This window comes from Rhizobium sullae (assembly GCF_900169785.1).
Taxonomy (GTDB): domain Bacteria; phylum Pseudomonadota; class Alphaproteobacteria; order Rhizobiales; family Rhizobiaceae; genus Rhizobium; species Rhizobium sullae.
Map to the genome: position 1 here is coordinate 111151 of NZ_FWER01000012.1, position 14199 is coordinate 125349.

Consider the following 14199-nt stretch of genomic DNA (forward strand, 5'->3'; position numbering starts at 1 on the left):
GCGATGCTTAGCAGAAAGCTAACCATTTGCGGAGAAAGCCGCATTCCCCTCCCCAAAAATAAGGACTGATTAGTAACTCTGACGCACGATCGGCTCACAGACGCGTGTTCCGGTTCCTCTCAAATGGGCCAGATGGCGCGCAGAGAGTTGTCATTGGGCATCGGGGTGCTGGGCAAGGACAGGCACACCGCATCGGAACACCGGCGGTTTATTATGCGCGATCCTTATAAGATTTTGGGCGTTCCTCAGGACGCAGGGGCAGACGAGATCAAGGCCGCTTGGCGCAACAAGGCCAAGGCCGTCCATCCGGACCATAACCAGGGCGACCCGACGGCAACGGCGCGTTTCGCCGAGGTCGGTCGCGCCTATGAGACATTGAAGGACCCCAAGAAGCGCAGCCTTTTCGATACGGCCGCACGGATGGCGGAGGCGCGCGTGAGCGGCGATACGATCATGCAACAGCGGCAGGCCGCCCGCGAGGCGGCGGTCCGGGCGAAGGCAGCACAGGCGAATGCCGAACGGGTGATGGAAGAACTCACCCGCGCCAACGCGCAAAAGGCGGCGAGGGCCGCCGCCGAAGCGGCAAAGCAGCAGCAGGCCAGCCCGGAATCCGCCGAAGACATGGTCGAGCGCATTTTTGGCGCGCAGGCTAAAGCTGCAAGCGCAGGCGCGACGGTTCATCCACAGGCAAATGCCAGCCGGCGACCGGAGGCGGAGGCAGGCAAACCGGAGGCGGAGGCAATCAAGCCCGAGGAGGAAGGTGCAGAAACTGCTGCCGTCGCGGCTGCTGGCGGCATTCTTCAGCCCTTGAGCATCCTGACGTCGCTCGTGCGCCGCTTCACCGGCAGCACGCCCGCACCGGAAAAGGCGCCGGATCAGTTTGCACAGACGACCGTAACAATAGAAGATATACTGAAAGGTAACTGGGCCACCGTGCAGCTCGGCGAGAGCCGCGAGGCAAGCTTCGCACTATCGGCCGGAACGCGGGAGGGCCATCAGGTCCGGCTGAAGGGTCAGGGCTACAAGCTGCCGAACATGCAGCGCGGCGATGCGGTCGTCAGCATCCACATCGCGCCCGACGCGCGTTTCACCGTCGATGGCTTCGACCTGCATACCGTGCTTCCTGTGACGATCGAAAATGCCGTTCTCGGCACCGAAGCACGCATCGACGGACCGAACGGGCCGGTCGACGTCACCGTTCCCGCCTGGTCAGGATCCGACAAGACGATCCGAATCTCCGGCCAGGGCCTGCCCGACGACACCGGCGGAAAGGGCGACCTGGTCGTCGAACTACGCATTATGTTGTGGGAAAAGCCGGACGATAAAGTCACGGATCTCATGCGAAGCATGCGCGAAGGGCTGTTTCTGTGAAATTTTCGTGACAAGCGCACCCTTTATTACGATCCCTTACAGTTGATGATTGCCCGCAATCTTGAACCGGTGGACGGCCTATGCCATAGGCAATTTCCAATTGGATCATTAGGGGGCAAAATATGGCTCAAGCAACAGGCCTCATGTCAGGCAAGCGCGGCGTCATCATGGGCGTCGCCAACAATCGTTCGATTGCGTGGGGCATTGCCAAAGCCATTCATGCACAGGGCGCCGAAATTGCATTTACATATCAGGGCGATGCCCTGAAGAAGCGAGTCGAGCCGCTGGCTGCCGAACTCGGTGGCGTACTCGCCGGCCACTGTGATGTCAGCGACGAAGCGAGCATTGATGCCGTTTTCGAGAACGTCGAAAAGATGTGGGGCAAGATCGATTTCGTCGTTCACGCGATCGGCTTCTCGGACAAGGACGAGCTGACCGGTCGCTATGTCGACACTTCGCCGGACAATTTCGCCAAGACGATGCAGATTTCCGTCTATTCGTTCACGTCTGTCGCACGCCGCGCCGAGAAGCTGATGACAGAGGGCGGATCGCTGCTGACGCTCACCTATTACGGCGCCGAGAAGGTCATGCCGAACTACAACGTCATGGGTGTTGCCAAGGCAGCGCTCGAGGCGAGCGTCAAGTATCTCGCCGTTGATCTCGGACCGAAGAACATCCGCGTCAACGCGATTTCGGCAGGCCCGATCAAGACGCTCGCAGCCTCCGGCATCGGCGATTTCCGCTATATCCTGAAGTGGAACGAGTACAACGCTCCGCTCCGCCGTACCGTCACCATCGAAGATGTCGGCGATGTCGGCCTTTACATGCTGTCGGACCTCTCGCGCTCGGTCACGGGTGAAGTACACCATGCCGACAGCGGCTATCATGTGATCGGGATGAAGGCGGTAGACGCGCCGGATATTTCGGTTATCAAAGACTGATCGAAGTCCAATCAAGCGGAACCTGCCTTGCTCATCTATGTGGTCCGACACGGTCAGACCGACTGGAATGCCGAACGCCGCCTGCAGGGCCAGAAGGATATTCCGCTGAACGCCATCGGCCGCGAACAGGCGCGGCTGAACGGCATCGATATGGCCGAGATTCTCAGGGTCGAAGCCATTTCCTTCGATTTCGTCGCAAGCCCGCTCCAGCGCACGCGCGAGACGATGGAGATCATGCGCGCGGCGATGGGCCTGCCGCCAAAGGACTACCGCCCGGACGATCGGCTGGTCGAGGTTTCCTTCGGCGACTGGGAAGGCTTTACGATCAAGGAACTGAAGGCGACGCAGCGCGAGCGCATCAACGAGCGCAATATCAATAAGTGGGATTTCATTCCGCCGGGCAACGATGCTGAAAGCTACGAGATCATGTCGTGGCGCATCCGCTCATGGCTGAATTCGATCGAGTGCCCGACCGTTTGTGTCACGCATGGCGGCGTCATCCGCAGCCTTTTCAAGATGATCGCGGACCTGCCGAAGCACGAGGCTGCCGAGGGGGAGATTCCGCAGGACCGCATCCTGAAGATCGACACCGCAAGAAGACTGATCGGCTGGATATAATCCCTCTCATTGCACGATATCGAGGTCGTTGATCACCCGCTTGCCATCGACTTCCGTGTAGAAGATCACCACCTTCACGCCGGCCTTCAGCCCCTCGAAGTTGAACTCCTCCGGCGCCTGATAGGTCTTTCCGTCATCAAGCGTCAGGCTGAGGCTGCTCATGTCGACCGTTTTGATGGTCGCTTCGACGTCGGCGCTTTCCGCAAAGCCGCTGATGGGCGACAGGAAACTTGCTGTAGCCAGCAGCGTGGCAACAAAAAAACGCATCGCGGCAACCCTCATGAAACTCGACGCAAAAATCCGGTGAAACACAGATAAGCTCCTGAATATGGCGAAAATTGCCCGGAAGAATGACTTTCCGCGCCTCATTGATGAATAGCATTTTAACAATAAGCAAGAGCAACCGCTAACCATTAGGGCGCACTTCATTACAAGCAGCGAAGACGAACCATCGGGAAATCGTAAATTAACCGGTTCCTCCTAGAGTTCCGCCGAACAAGGGGGACGTGTTTTTGCTTTTGCGGCTCAGCGCCAATATTCACTTACGGCGGCTACTCAAGAATACCTGGGTCTCACTGCTGGTTTCCACTCTCGTCGCATTTGTGGTCGTTGGGGTCGGCTTCACACTCGATCGCGCAAATACGGCCGCCCATCTGCGGGAACTGCAGATTCGCACGGAAAACGAAGCAAGCCTTATTCGCGCTCGCATGGCGGCACAAATCAACATGGACATCACCGTCGCCCGCGATCTGTCCAACATGATTTCCGTGAGCGCGAAAACCAACCAGGAGGAAATGGAGCGCCAGATCAATTGGGTGCTCATCCAGAACCCCCATTTCATCAGTATCGCCGTCGCACCGGATTTCGTCGTCAGCAGCGTCTTCCCACCGCAGCCCGGCAAGAGCCGCATTGGCAAGGATGTGCGTCAAACGCTGATGCTGCGCCAATCCGTCAGGCGCAATACGGGAGACCAGCAGGCACGCTTTTACGGCCCGGTCACGACCGGAAGCGGCAAGGATGCGTTCGCGATCTTCTTCCCGATCTTCGTCAAGGAGAACGGGCAGCGCAACGTCTGGGGTGCAGTCGAAGTCACCATCGACCGGGATATGTTCTACGAGAACACCGGCCTAAAACCCGCGCGCAACAGTGAAAACCAGGAGCGTTATCCGCATCTCGGCCACCTTTCGATCGCGGTGCGCGACCTGGGCACGGCGGCCGAGGGCTCCGCCCTTCCCTTCTTCGGCAGCGCCGATGTGTTCGACAAACAGCCGCTCCGGCGCAAGATCACTTTTGCTGGCGGGCGCTGGGAACTTTCGGCTGTGCCGATGACCGGATGGAACGACCCCCCGCCGAACCAGCTTCAGCTTCGCTTGATCATCATCGCCGCCGGCTGCGTCATCATCGTCCCGATCTTCTTCGCGACCCTGCTGCTTGGCGAGCGCAACCGCAATATCAGCGAGCTGGAGGCGCGCGAGGGGAAGCTGCTCGAGCTTTCGCAGCGGCTGAACCTGGCGCTGGATTCCTCCAATATCGGCATCTGGGAACTGCAGGATCATGGCCACAGCCTTTACTGGGATACGCGGGCCTCGGCTCTTCACGGCCAGCCTTCCGGCGAGGGCAGTCATCCGCTTGAAAGCTGGCTCGAGGCAATCGTGGCGGCAGACCGGCCGATCGCCGAAACACACTTCTTCAACTGCAGCCTGGCGGGCACCTCCTGCACGGCTCAGTACCGCGTCAGGCTTTCGAACGGCGGCGTCCGGCATCTGCGGTCGGTCGGCTCCTTCTATACGGATGCGGGGGGAACCGGCAGGACGATCGGCATCGTCGCGGACGTGACTGCAGACGCTGAGGCCGCCGATATGCTGCGCAAGGCGAAGGAAAACAGCGACATCAAGAATGCCGAGCTGGAATTGGCGCTGGACGAACTCTCCCGCCGCGAGACGCAGCTTGCCGAACTCTCAACCCGCCTCGACCTGGCGCTCGATTCCTACCAATGCGGTATTTGGGAGACGACGCTCGGCGCCGCCGGCTCCGTCTGGGACGAGCGCATGCATGAACTCTACGGGTTAGAACCAAGGCATGGGTTCATGACCCAGGATGTCTGGCTTTCCCGCATTCATCCGGACGATCGTGATCTTGCGCTCGAAAGCGCACGGCATTTCAAGAAGCTCGGCGACAAGCACACGCTCATCTGCCGCGTGCCGGCGGAGGACGGCAGCATTCGCTACGTCCGCTCGACCGGCAAGGTGCACCAGGCGGCAACAGGACAGCTGAAACTCATCGGCGTCGCGTTCGACGCCACCGAAGACGCGCTGCTGACAGCCGAGCTCAAGGCAGCCAAGGACGATGCGGTTGCCAAGAATATCGAGCTCGAACTTGCCAAGAATCGCATCGAGCACAATTCGCTGCATGATCCGCTGACGGCGCTTGCCAATCGCCGCAAGCTCGACATCGCGCTGGAAAATCTGACTGCCGGAAGCCAGTCGCAGCGGCAGAAATTCGCGATCCTCCATATCGACCTCGATCGCTTCAAGCAGATTAATGACACGCTCGGCCATGCAGCAGGCGATGCGATGCTGGTGCATGCTTCGAAAGTGCTTTCGGAGAATGTCCGCGGCAGCGATGTCGTCGCGCGTATCGGCGGCGACGAGTTCGTCATCCTCGCCCTCGATGTCGGCGACGAGGATATGGCCGCGCTGGCGGGCCGGATCATCGAAGAAATGCGCCAGCCCGTTAATTTCCAAGGCTTCCCCTGCCGCTGCGGCGTTTCGATCGGCATCGCGCTTGCAAACGGCATCCATGTCGACGCGCGCAAAGTGCTGATCAATGCCGATATCGCGCTCTATCGCGCCAAGAGCCTGGGTCGGAATCGCTACGAATTCTTCAACCAGAACCTCCAGGCCGACATCATCAACAGCAAGCGCACCGCCGACGAGATTCTCGCCGGCATCGAGAATGGCGAATTCACGGCCTGGTACCAGCCGAAATTTTGCGCACAGACTATGCAGCTCACCGGCGTCGAAGCTCTGGTGCGCTGGCACCATCCGGCCCGCGGCTTGCTGACGCCGGACAAATTCCTGCGCATCGCCGACGAGATCAACGTCGTGCAGGAGCTCGACCGCATCGTTCTCGAAACCGCGCTGAAGGACAAGATGCGCTGGTCAGCACTCGGCGTTGTCGTGCCGCAGGTCTCCGTCAACGTTTCGGCGCGGCGGCTGCACGACGGCAGCCTTTTCGAATCGCTGAGCGACCTGCAGATCCGGCCCGGCGAAATCTCCTTCGAGCTAGTGGAATCGATCTTCCTCGACGAGAGCGAGGACGTGGCGGCGCACAATCTCGACCGTATCAAGGCGCTCGGCATCGATATCGAAATCGACGATTTCGGCACGGGCCACACCTCGATCGTAAGCCTTCTGAAGCTGAAGCCAAAGAGGCTCAAGATCGACCGCCAACTGGTGCAGCCAATCCTCCATTCGCCGCAGGAACGCGCGCTGGTACGCTCAATCATCGATATCGCCCGCTCGCTCGGCGTCGAAACGGTGGCGGAAGGGGTCGAGACGATTTCGCATGCGGACATGCTGCGCGATCTCGGCTGCGACCTGCTGCAGGGCTACGCCTTCTCGCGGCCCCTCTCCTTCGACGACTTCACCGCCGCTGCAGCGGACGGCGCGCCATGGCGGCTCGCCTCCTGAGCGCATCGTTCGCAAATTGCGGGAACAGCATTTCTTCCTCACGCGGATTTCGCGCAAAGAAAGGCTTTTGCCTCCACCTCTTTTTGGCCTATGAGTGTCGCGCATTTTGGAGAATGGCGCGGGTTGACGCGCGTGGTCGGAACATATGTCGCACAATACATTCGGTCATCTCTTCCGCGTGACAACCTGGGGCGAGAGCCACGGGCCTTCGCTCGGCTGCGTCGTCGACGGCTGCCCTCCCGGGCTGCGCTTCAGGCTGGAGGACATTCAAACCTGGCTCGACAAGCGCAAGCCCGGTCAGTCGCGTTTCGTGACGCAGCGCCGCGAGGCGGACCTCGTGAAGGTGCTTTCCGGCGTGATGCTGGACGCCGACGGCGAGACGATGACCACGACCGGAACGCCGATCTCGATGATAATCGAGAACACGGACCAGCGCTCCAAGGATTACGGCGAGATTTCCCGGCAATACCGCCCCGGCCATGCCGACTACACCTACGACGTCAAATACGGCATCCGCGATTATCGCGGCGGCGGCCGCTCCTCCGCGCGCGAAACGGCGGCCCGTGTCGCGGCCGGCGGCATCGCCCGCCTCGTCGTGCCGGACATGAAGGTTCGAGGCGCCCTCGTGCAGATCGGCAAACACAAGATCGACCGCCAGAACTGGGATTGGAACCAGGTCGATCAAAATCCTTTCTTCTCACCGGACGCCACGATCGTTCCCGTATGGGAGGAATATCTCGACGGCATCCGCAAGAACGGCTCCTCGATCGGCGCCGTCGTCGAAGTGGTGGCGGAAGGCGTTCCGCCCGGGCTCGGCGCGCCGATTTACGCCAAGCTCGATCAGGACATCGCCTCGCTGCTGATGTCGATCAATGCCGTGAAAGGCGTCGAGATCGGCAACGGCTTCGGTGCGGCCGAAATCACCGGCGAGGAAAATGCCGACGAGATGCGCATGGGCAATGACGGCAAGCCGCTGTTTCTTTCCAACCACGCCGGCGGTATTCTAGGCGGCATATCGACCGGCCAGCCGGTCGTCGCGCGCTTTGTGGTCAAGCCGACGTCTTCCATTCTTACCGAGCGGCGCTCGATCGATGCCGATGGCAACAATGTCGATATCCGCACCAAGGGCCGGCACGACCCCTGCGTCGGCATCCGCGCTGTGCCGATCGGCGAAGCCATGGTCGCCTGTGCTATCGCCGACCATTACCTCCGCGACCGCGGCCAGACCGGCCGGCTGAAATAGGAACTGCTCCCATGCCTTATGACCAGAAGCGTGTCGTCGATGCCATCCGAGCCTTTGAAGCCGGCGAGATCGTCGTCGTCATGGATGACGACGACCGCGAGAACGAAGGCGACCTTATCGTCGCCGCCGTCCACTGTACGCCGGAGAAGATGGCCTTCATCGTGCGCCATACCTCCGGCATTGTCTGCACGCCCATGCCGAAGGAAGAGGCAAAGCGCCTGAACCTCAACGCTATGGTGGCAGAAAACGACTCCGCGCATACGACGGCCTTCACCGTGTCCGTCGATTTCAAGCATGGCACGACGACCGGCATTTCGGCTGACGACCGGACGCTCACGGTGCGCAATCTCGCCAATCCGAATGTCGGTGCGGCCGATTTCGTCCGTCCCGGCCACATCTTCCCGCTCGTTGCCCGCGAAGGCGGCGTCCTGATGCGCTCCGGCCATACGGAAGCGGCTGTCGATCTCTGCAGGCTTGCCGGACTGCCGCTGATCGGCGTCATCAGCGAGCTCGTCAACGATGACGGCACGGTCACGCGTGGGCAGCAGGTCATCGATTTCGCGGAAAAACACGGCCTGAAGGTCCTCTCGGTCGCCGACCTCATTGCCTATCGCCAGCGCAAGGAAACTCTGATCGAACTCGGCGACAGCTTCGATATCGAGACGCCGTTCGGCAAGGCCAAGGCACATACCTACTCACTCCCCTGGGACCCGATGCAGCACCTCGCCGTCGTCTTCGGCGATATCCGCGACGGCATCGACATCCCGGTTCGCCTGCATCCGGAAAACGTCGCCGAGGACCTTTTCGGCAAGAAGAGCCCGGTCGACCACTACATGCAGAAGATCGCCGAGGAAGGTCGCGGCATCATTGTCTACCTCCGCGAAGGCTCCGTCGGCGTCGGCCATTACGACAATGGCCGCAAGAGCCGCAGCCAGGACCGCGAATCCCACGCCGAAGCCAAGACCCGCGAAAGCGAATGGCTGGAAATCGGATTGGGCGCACAGATCCTGAAAGACCTCGGCGTCAGCTCGATCAGGCTGCTGACGAGCCGGGAGCGCCACTATGTCGGCCTCGAGGGCTTTGGGATTAAGATATCGAAGACGGAGATTTGGTGAGATTCAGCTAAATAGTGTTGGCTGAGATTTGGATATCGACAAGGCGATTGCTGCGATAGGTTATCGAGAAGTTGTACGAATAGGGCTGCAGAATGTAATACCAGCGCCGCCACTGTCTCATTAGGCTCCTGCAGCTCTCGGTATTCTTAGTGCATAGGAAGCTAAGCGTGCGATCGGAAACGTTTGGTTGAACGCGTGTAAAATCGTTGTAATCGAGATGCTGTGCGCTCAGCCAAGCAGCTCGAAGAATGCGGCGAAACTCGATAGAAGCAAGCATCGCTTTTTCTAGCCGCTCGTGTACCAGCCGTCGAGAAGCACAACCCTCTCCACCCCGGCAAACTTTGCCACGCGCTCCAGTTCCGCCTGCAGCCTTTCCAGGCGCCCAGCAGACGCTTTTACGCCAGGCTCCAGCCATAGCCGCTTGACGTCCAGCGTCCCCTTCTTGCGATCCGCCTTCATGTCGATGCGGCCGATGAGCTTGTCGCCTTCAAGCAGCGGGAAGACGTAATAGCCGTATTCGCGCTTCGGCTCCGGCACGAAGACTTCGATGCGGTAGAAGAAGCCGAACAGGCGTTCGGTGCGGTTGCGGTCGCGGATCATCGGGTCGAAGGGGCTCAAGACGCGAATGCGCGCCGGGGCATCGGGATAATCATCAAGCGTCGACAGGAAATCCATAAAGGCCCAGGATGGGCGCGGCTTTCCGCCGAGTGCCGGTTCGATCAGTATTTCGGTCAGTTCTTCGCGATGCGCGCTGACCCACGCCTTCGCCTCGTCCGGCGAAAGCAGGTTCCAGAAAGCAGCAATCTCGCCATGAGTCGCAAAGCCGAGCCGCTTCAACGCGCTTCGGCAGGCCCAGTCGACAAACTCCTCGCGGCTGACCTCCGGCTCGCGGAACTCCGCCGGGATGACACGTTCAACCAGATCGTAAATCTTCTGGAAATTGGATCGGCCGGCGATCGCGAACTTGCCGGTGTGCCAGAAATATTCGAGTGCGGTCTTGTTGGGATGCCAGTTCCACCAGCCGCCGGAGGTGTGGCCATCGGCCTTGATCTCGCGCGCCATGATCGCGCCGTCGCGCGCCACGCGCTCGTAGGTCTCATCGAAGGCATGCTCGAAGCCCTCACCGCGCCATTTGCGCCAGCGCTCGACAAGCACTTCCTCCTGGTGCCGGAACTTGTGCTTCCAGTATTTAAAGAAGGCGCTTGGCAGGATCGAGGCGTCGTGCGTCCAATGTTCGAAGAGCGCGCCCTCCTTCTCCAGGAGCGCGGTCAGGTGTTCGCGTCTGTATGTCTGGTTGCGGGAAAAGAGGATCTGGTGATGCGCCCGTTCCACCGTCTGGATGCTGTCCACCTGCACGAAACCGATTTCATGGATCAACTGCAGCAGTCCCGCCTTGGTCAGGGCGCGGTTCGGCGGCGTGCTGAGACCCTGTTTGGCTAGGAAGACGCGGCGGGCATCGCAGTTCGAAAGGAGATTCGTCATGAGCACATCATATTCGGGAAAATGTTCCTAGCCACCCGGTTTTGCACTTTTGCCGCTGCGGTTATAGAACCAGCATCGGATTGTGACAGGGGAATGATTTGGACATCCGCTTTGAAGGAGCTGCAGTCAGATATGGGACGCGGGAGGCGCTCTCACCACTCACCCTCACCCTCACTGAAAACCGCATCGGTGTGATTGGCCTCAACGGCTCGGGAAAGACGACCTTCGCGCGGCTGATCAACGGGCTAACGAAGCCAACGATAGGACGGGTGATCGTCAATGGCCGGGACACGGCCACCTCCCATTCCGCCCTTCCTGATGTCGGCTTCATTTTCCAGCAGCCGCAGAACCAGATCATCCTGCCGATCGTGCGCGACGACATCGCCTTCGGATTGAAGGGCCGCGGCTTTTCGAAGGCCGAGATCGAAGCGAGGGTCGAAGCTGCGCTCGGCCGTTTCGATGCCGCCCATCTGGCAGCGCGCCGGGCACACGAGCTGTCCGGCGGCGAGCTACAGATCGCCGCCCTCTCCGCGGTTCTGGTGACCGGTCCGGATATCCTGATCCTCGACGAGCCGACGAACCAGCTCGACCTCAAGAACCGCGCACTGGTACAGAAGATCATCAAGGGCCTGCCTGAAAACGCCATCGTGATCAGCCATGATCTGGAACTGGTCGCGGATTTCGGCCGCGTCCTGCTCTTCCACGAGGGCAGGCTTGCGACCGATGCGCCAGCGGCCGAGGCAATCGCGCGCTACCGGGAGATTACCTGCTGATGCAATCGCTTTATGTCGAAGGAGACAGCTTCATGCACCGGTTTCCGGCGCGCTCGAAGCTGCTTGTTCTCGCGATTCTCGGCATCATTCTCTTCACCACCCGCAACATTCCGCTGCTTTCGATCGGCGTACTGATGACAGGCGCCGTCTATTTCAGCCTTGGCCTGTATTTCGGGCAAGCGATTGCGCGGCTGAAGCCCGTGCTGCTGACAATCCTCGTCGTGGCGCTCTTCAGCCTATTGTTCAATCCATGGCACGGTGCGGTCGTGGCGCTTTTGCGGCTGACGGCGCTGATGCTCTTTGCGGCGGCAGTCACGGCAACGACGACGATCAGCGAGTTCATCGACGAGATCACGCTGCTTGCCCGTCCGCTGGAGCGAGCCGGCCTCGTGGCGGCGAACGACGTCGGCCTGGCGGTCGGTCTCGTGGTCCGTTTCGTGCCGGAAATTCTGAGCCGCTACCAGGCGATCAAGGAGGCGCATGCGGCGCGCGGCATCAAGGTGCGGCCGGTCACGGTGCTTGCGCCGCTCATCATTCTCACGCTCAGAGATGCGGATAATATCGCGACGGCAATTGACGCGCGCGGCGTCCGGCGGCATGTCAGTTAATATTCTGTAAACACGGAGCCCATGATGAGCACCCGCGACCTCGTTCTCTCAGCCCTCTTTGCCGCAATCATCGTGGCGCTCGGCATTCTGCCGCCAATCACGCTCGGCTTCATCCCGGTGCCGATCACCGCGCAGTCGCTCGGCGTCATGATGGCAGGCGTCGTGCTCGGTGCGCGCCGCGGCGCAATCGCTGTGCTGATCGTCCTGGTTCTGGTCGCAATCGGCCTTCCGGTGCTTTCGGGCGGACGCGGCGGCCTTGCGGCCTTTGCCGCACCGACGACCGGCTTCCTCGTCGGCTGGCTCTTTGCCGCCTTCGCCACCGGCTATATCGCCGAGCGCCTCGTGAAGGCGGAGCAGTCCGGCCTGGTGCAGACGGTCGGGTTCTTCCTCGCATCTGCGATCGGCGGCATCGTCGTTCTCTATGCTTTCGGGATCGCCTATCTCGCGTTTGCAGCCGGCATCGGCTTTCAGCAGGCTTTCGTCGGCTCGATGGCCTTCATTCCCGGCGACGTGATCAAGGCATTCGTCGCAGCGCTTGCCGGCCGCGCCGTCATGGCGGGCTATCCGCTGCTGCCGGCTCGTACCTAGGATCAGGGGCTAATCAACGAAAGTGTAGAGCCAGTCGCGCGTCACTTCGGGGAGCGCGGCAGGCGAGAGGTCTTCGCGGTTGCGCGCCTGCCAGATGATTTCGACCTCGGCGGCGCGTTCACCTTCCGCCTCGACTGCAATCAGGAAGCCGACGGATCGGACTCCGATCTTGTCGACCGCGGTGGTGAATTCCACCAGTTCGTCGTAATGCAAGGGCCGGTGTAGGATGCACGAAATCTTGCTTGCAGTATAAATGGGCTCGCCTTCCACTTCCGGCCGGGTCAGCCAGAAATTTGCAAGTACGGATTCGGCATAGGAAATATAGGACGAGATAAACATCTCGCCGTGCATGTCCACATCTCGAAACGGGACACGTATTTCCGCTCCATTTGAGCCGGTTGACTTTGCCGTCAGCATCCCTGTCCTTGCTCCCTTGCTCCCTGGCTGAAAGACTAGCGCAATGCAAGCCGAAGTAAACGGTGGAGATGACGGGCTCACGACAGCGTGCGTGTTGAAATTGCCGCTATTTGCGCCATCTGGTGTGGAACATGACTGGGGCAAGCGATAAGAGTATCCGCATGAGCACCCGCCTTTACGAACACCCGATCTTTCTCGAGCACGTCACGCCGGCAGGCCATCCCGAGCGCTCGGACCGGATGCGGGCGATCAATGTTGCACTCGGCCATCCGAATTTCGAGCAGCTGGATCGGAAGCAAGCGCCGCAGGCAAGCGAGGACGCCGTGCTGCTTGCCCACCCGGAAGAGCATCTGCGCGCCGTCATGCGCCAGATTCCCGAAGGGGACGGCGAGATCAACCAAATCGAGGCCGATACCTATGCGAGCCCGAAGAGCCTACAGGCGGCGCTGACTGGCGTCGGTGCGGCCATGGCTGCTGTGGACGACGTCTTCACAGGCAAGGCCGATAACGTCTTCGTCGCCGCCCGCCCGCCCGGCCACCATGCGGAAAAGACGACGGCGATGGGCTTCTGCTTCTTCAACAACGCGGCGATCGCCGCCCGGCATGCGCAGAAACGCCACGGCGCCGAGCGTGTGGCGATCGTCGATTGGGACGTACACCATGGCAACGGCACGCAGGACATCTTCTGGGACGACGCGTCCGTGCTCTTCTGCTCGACGCATCAGATGCCGCTTTATCCGGGATCAGGAGCGAAGGACGAAAGCGGCAAGCACGGCACGATCGTCAACGCACCGCTTTCGCCGAACGTGGGCAGCGATCATTTCCGCGAGGCATTCAAATCGCGCGTGCTGCCGGCCCTTGTCGATTTCCGGCCGGATCTCATCATTATCTCCGCCGGTTTCGACGCGCATCACCGCGATCCCTTGGCGCAGATCAATCTCGTCGGCGAGGATTTCGACTGGGCGACCGGAAGATTGCTGGATATAGCCGACAAAAGCGCCTCCAACCGGGTCGTCAGCCTGCTGGAAGGTGGCTATGATCTGGAAGGGCTTGCCGAATCGGCGGGCCTGCATGTGCTTCGATTGATGAAGGGTTGAGTATGACTGACAGCGCCAAACCGGAGGTTTCCGGTCTTTCCTTCGAAGCAGCGGTTGCCGAACTCGAAAGCATCGTGGCCCGCCTCGAGCGCGGCGACGTGGCGCTCGATGAATCCATCGAGATCTACGAGCGCGGCGAAGCGCTGAAGAAACACTGCGAGACGCTGCTTTCGGCCGCCGAGAACCGCATCGAGAAGATCAGGCTCGACCGCGCCGGAAAACCGCAGGGCACGGAACCGCTGGACGGGGCGTGA

The 14199-nt window shown here is 60.6% G+C and carries 14 protein-coding genes; 11 read left to right on the plus strand and 3 right to left on the minus strand.

Annotation, left to right across the window (positions count from 1 at the left end; genetic code table 11):
- Nucleotides 1-213: 213 nt before the first annotated feature.
- From BN1800_RS12740 to BN1800_RS12750, 3 genes are all read left to right on the plus strand, one after another.
- Nucleotides 214-1371 (plus strand): J domain-containing protein, encoded by a 1158-nt coding sequence (locus BN1800_RS12740; protein ID WP_027507727.1) that lies wholly within the window; start codon nucleotides 214-216, stop codon nucleotides 1369-1371.
- 122 nt (nucleotides 1372-1493) lie between these two features.
- Nucleotides 1494-2312 (plus strand): enoyl-ACP reductase FabI, encoded by an 819-nt coding sequence (fabI, locus tag BN1800_RS12745; protein WP_027507728.1) that lies wholly within the window; start codon nucleotides 1494-1496, stop codon nucleotides 2310-2312.
- 27 nt (nucleotides 2313-2339) lie between these two features.
- Nucleotides 2340-2930 carry a histidine phosphatase family protein gene (locus tag BN1800_RS12750; RefSeq protein WP_027507729.1) on the plus strand — a complete coding sequence of 197 codons (591 nt, stop codon included), beginning with the start codon at nucleotides 2340-2342 and terminating at the stop codon, nucleotides 2928-2930.
- A gap of 6 nt (nucleotides 2931-2936) precedes the next feature.
- Here the strand turns inward: BN1800_RS12750 and BN1800_RS12755 are convergent, their stop codons facing one another.
- Nucleotides 2937-3197, minus strand: coding sequence for a DUF1344 domain-containing protein (locus BN1800_RS12755; RefSeq protein WP_086997959.1), 261 nt, complete (start codon nucleotides 3195-3197; stop codon nucleotides 2937-2939).
- A gap of 245 nt (nucleotides 3198-3442) precedes the next feature.
- Between BN1800_RS12755 and BN1800_RS12760 the strand changes: the two genes are divergently transcribed.
- From BN1800_RS12760 to ribB, 3 genes are all read left to right on the plus strand, one after another.
- Nucleotides 3443-6622 carry a bifunctional diguanylate cyclase/phosphodiesterase gene (locus BN1800_RS12760; protein ID WP_086998114.1) on the plus strand — a complete coding sequence of 1060 codons (3180 nt, stop codon included), beginning with the start codon at nucleotides 3443-3445 and terminating at the stop codon, nucleotides 6620-6622.
- 145 nt (nucleotides 6623-6767) lie between these two features.
- Nucleotides 6768-7865 (plus strand): chorismate synthase, encoded by a 1098-nt coding sequence (gene aroC, locus BN1800_RS12765; RefSeq protein WP_027507732.1) that lies wholly within the window; start codon nucleotides 6768-6770, stop codon nucleotides 7863-7865.
- Between the two features lie 11 nt (nucleotides 7866-7876).
- Nucleotides 7877-8980, plus strand: a complete 1104-nt coding sequence (gene ribB / locus BN1800_RS12770; protein WP_027507733.1) for a 3,4-dihydroxy-2-butanone-4-phosphate synthase — start codon at nucleotides 7877-7879, stop codon at nucleotides 8978-8980.
- A 285-nt stretch (nucleotides 8981-9265) separates the two neighbouring features.
- Here ribB and BN1800_RS12775 read toward each other — a convergent pair whose 3' ends face one another.
- On the minus strand, nucleotides 9266-10462 hold the full coding sequence (locus BN1800_RS12775; RefSeq protein WP_086997962.1) for a winged helix-turn-helix domain-containing protein: 1197 nt from the start codon (nucleotides 10460-10462) through the stop codon (nucleotides 9266-9268).
- A 98-nt stretch (nucleotides 10463-10560) separates the two neighbouring features.
- Between BN1800_RS12775 and BN1800_RS12780 the strand changes: the two genes are divergently transcribed.
- The 3 genes from BN1800_RS12780 to BN1800_RS12790 are packed head-to-tail and all read left to right on the plus strand — an operon-like array spanning nucleotide 10561 to nucleotide 12431.
- A complete protein-coding gene (locus BN1800_RS12780) occupies nucleotides 10561-11235 on the plus strand; it encodes an energy-coupling factor ABC transporter ATP-binding protein (protein ID WP_027507735.1) in 675 nt (224 codons plus the stop codon).
- Nucleotides 11235-11843, plus strand: coding sequence for an energy-coupling factor transporter transmembrane component T family protein (locus tag BN1800_RS12785; protein WP_027507736.1), 609 nt, complete (start codon nucleotides 11235-11237; stop codon nucleotides 11841-11843). Before BN1800_RS12780 ends, BN1800_RS12785 begins: the two co-directional genes overlap by 1 nt.
- A 24-nt stretch (nucleotides 11844-11867) precedes the next feature.
- Entirely contained in the window at nucleotides 11868-12431 is a 564-nt protein-coding gene (locus BN1800_RS12790; RefSeq protein WP_027507737.1) for a biotin transporter BioY, read from the plus strand.
- A gap of 9 nt (nucleotides 12432-12440) precedes the next feature.
- On the opposite strand, the gene BN1800_RS12795 is transcribed toward BN1800_RS12790, so the two are convergent.
- Nucleotides 12441-12782 carry a hotdog domain-containing protein gene (locus tag BN1800_RS12795; protein ID WP_375714114.1) on the minus strand — a complete coding sequence of 114 codons (342 nt, stop codon included), beginning with the start codon at nucleotides 12780-12782 and terminating at the stop codon, nucleotides 12441-12443.
- 227 nt (nucleotides 12783-13009) lie between these two features.
- Between BN1800_RS12795 and BN1800_RS12800 the strand changes: the two genes are divergently transcribed.
- Nucleotides 13010-13945, plus strand: a complete 936-nt coding sequence (locus BN1800_RS12800) for a histone deacetylase family protein (protein WP_086997965.1) — start codon at nucleotides 13010-13012, stop codon at nucleotides 13943-13945.
- Nucleotides 13946-13947: 2 nt separating this feature from the next.
- Nucleotides 13948-14199 carry an exodeoxyribonuclease VII small subunit gene (locus BN1800_RS12805; protein ID WP_027507740.1) on the plus strand — a complete coding sequence of 84 codons (252 nt, stop codon included), beginning with the start codon at nucleotides 13948-13950 and terminating at the stop codon, nucleotides 14197-14199.